The organism is Arsenicibacter rosenii (genome assembly GCF_001870735.1).
GTDB classification, from domain to species: domain Bacteria; phylum Bacteroidota; class Bacteroidia; order Cytophagales; family Spirosomataceae; genus Arsenicibacter; species Arsenicibacter rosenii.
The window spans coordinates 1-2,108 of the sequence record NZ_MORL01000108.1 but is presented as its reverse complement, the minus strand read 5'-3'; the positions used below and the strand labels follow the sequence as shown (position 1 = coordinate 2,108).

Genomic DNA, 2,108 nt, shown 5'->3' with positions numbered 1-2,108 from the left:
ACTCCTTCACCAACGTTTGTGGAAGCATCCATTTCCGATAACTCGCTCAAACTGGATGAAGCGTTAAAGGGAGCCACCGGCTATCAGTCATGGGAACAGATGCTGGAACTTAAAATTGCCGGTCATACCAAGGAGCAGTGTGCGGCCATCGACAAGCTGCTGAACTCCGAAGTGGTGGCGGTTGCCCGGTCAAACGATGGTAAACGTATCGTACTGGGCAGCTCGTATCTGGGTTTACAGTTCGAAATTACGCATACGACCGGTGCGAAAGGCTCCGATCGCCGGGAGTGGACCCTGAAGGCCAAGCAGGATGGCTACATGTTCGGCTACTGCCTGCTGGCTGACAGCGTGACGCTGCCGGGCGTAGTGGCCGGCGCAACCGTATAAGCACGGCCCGCCGGATAATCCCCGGCGGGCATTATCCCCTGCCAGTCATGAAGGAAATCAAATTATTGACCGACCAGAAAATTCACTTTTCCGTTGGGAGCTCCGAGGTAGAACTGTCCGAATCGATGCCGATCGAGGTGGCAGAAAAGATCGCTGCTCAGTATCCGGGGGTATTTCTGGAGGTCATCGAAAAAAAAAACAGCCCGGCGGAAAGCGAAGGGTAACTAAGCCATGAATTTAACGCAACTCAAAGGAGCCGCTGACCTGGCTCAGCTTCGGTATGACGCTGATCCGTCGGAGCAAAACAAAGAAAAGCTGAAAGCGGCACAGGAAGCCTATGCTGCCAAAGCAGAAGCTACAGCTGACACCCCTGAAACCGGTGGTACTTCAGTGACCGAAGCCAAATCGTCCAACCCTCCTGCGGATACCGCCAAAACCGGTGTGACTTCCGGCAATACCGCCCAAAGTAGCGGTATCGTCGAAAAGGCTGTTCCGGATCCCGCCGCCACTCCTGACGGTACAGGATCTGCCGGTAGCCCCGAAGAAAAAAAAAGCGAGTAAACACGCTGGCTGACCCAGTGAAAGAGCAGCTCATGATGGAGGCCGAACGCCTGCATCGTGAAGCTGCTCTTTTGTCTAATACCCTGGCTGATTTTGCTGAAAATGACGTTGCCGGCCGTAAGGCAGTGGTCGATCAGATTATTGATCTTCGGGAGCGCTGGAAGGATGTGCGTTACCAGATCGACCATGGCCAGCCCCGCCAGAGTAATCGGTACGTACCGGTAAACCGGCCACCGAAGCCGACCGAAATCCGCACCGGCATGACGGAAGCCGAAATCCGCAGTGAACTCAGTAAGACCCGCGTGAATATCTCCAAATACAAGGCTAAGCTGGCCGATAACCCTGATTCCGTGAAAACGGAGAAGTGGGAGCAGGAGCTGGCCCGTCTGGAGGCGATCCGGGAGCAATACGACACCGAATTAATCCGACTCACTTATGAGACAGCACAACAAGTATCTGGTGAAGGTGCAGGATGAGCTCAGCATCTACCAGCAGTACCTTATCGATGAATCGGTCGAACTGACGATCACCCAGGCCGAGAATTGGGACAAAATCGAATCCATGCGGGCATGGCTGCGGGAGGGCTTTTCCGACAGCCAGGTGCTTGCCCGCGCCAAGCGCACCTTCCGGCTTCAGGACCGGCGGAGCCGTGAGCTGCTGTCGATCGCCTATGCCTGCTTTGCCGAATTACGCTCCAGCCGCGACAAAGACGGCGTGAAGCTGCTGTATGCTGAAATGTTCAAACAGGCCGCAAAAAAGGCCNCGACAAAGACGGCGTGAAGCTGCTGTATGCCGAGATGTTCAAGCAAGCCGCCAAAAAGGCTGAAGACGCCGGTGATTTCCGGGCAGTGGCGGTCATGCTGAAGGAAGCGGCCAAAATCGACGGTGCTTACGATAAGCAGGAAGTGGTTGATGATGAGCAGCTGAAGAAGCCGCGTAAAGTCGTCATTAACGTCAAAAAGCTGGTTGTCCAGAAAAACGGCACCGGCTCAGGGGAAAAATTAATTTCTGACATAGAAGACACGACGCATGAAATCGTTGGATGACGCTGAAGAACTCAGGCTGGACGTGAACGAAAAACAGGGCGAGTTTCTGGCTGCCGTTACCACGCATCACTATAAGATTGCCGCGATGATCGGAGGGCGGGGGGCGGGAAAATC

General features: G+C 54.5%; 4 protein-coding genes and 1 pseudogene. All 5 read left to right on the top strand.

Annotated elements, in window-relative coordinates; genetic code table 11:
- Positions 1-387: pseudogene (locus tag BLX24_RS33035) on the top strand (hypothetical protein); the annotation flags it as partial.
- 47 nt (positions 388-434) lie between these two features.
- Entirely contained in the window at positions 435-611 is a 177-nt protein-coding gene (locus BLX24_RS33030; protein ID WP_177225971.1) for a hypothetical protein, read from the top strand.
- A 7-nt stretch (positions 612-618) separates the two neighbouring features.
- Positions 619-948, top strand: a complete 330-nt coding sequence (locus tag BLX24_RS30085; RefSeq protein WP_071506880.1) for a hypothetical protein — start codon at positions 619-621, stop codon at positions 946-948.
- 17 nt (positions 949-965) lie between these two features.
- Complete coding sequence (locus BLX24_RS30080; RefSeq protein WP_143092907.1) at positions 966-1,424, top strand: hypothetical protein; 459 nt, start codon at positions 966-968, stop codon at positions 1,422-1,424.
- A 300-nt stretch (positions 1,425-1,724) separates the two neighbouring features.
- The gene (locus tag BLX24_RS30070) at positions 1,725-1,994 is read left to right on the top strand and encodes a hypothetical protein (protein ID WP_071506877.1); all 270 of its coding nucleotides are present in this window, start codon (positions 1,725-1,727) and stop codon (positions 1,992-1,994) included.
- Positions 1,995-2,108: the final 114 nt, after the last annotated feature.

Coding starts and splice junctions, on each gene's coding strand:
- BLX24_RS33030 (WP_177225971.1), top strand. CDS start 435: ATGAAGGAAATCAAATTATTGACCGACCAGAAAATTCACTTTTCCGTT.
- BLX24_RS30085 (WP_071506880.1), top strand. CDS start 619: ATGAATTTAACGCAACTCAAAGGAGCCGCTGACCTGGCTCAGCTTCGG.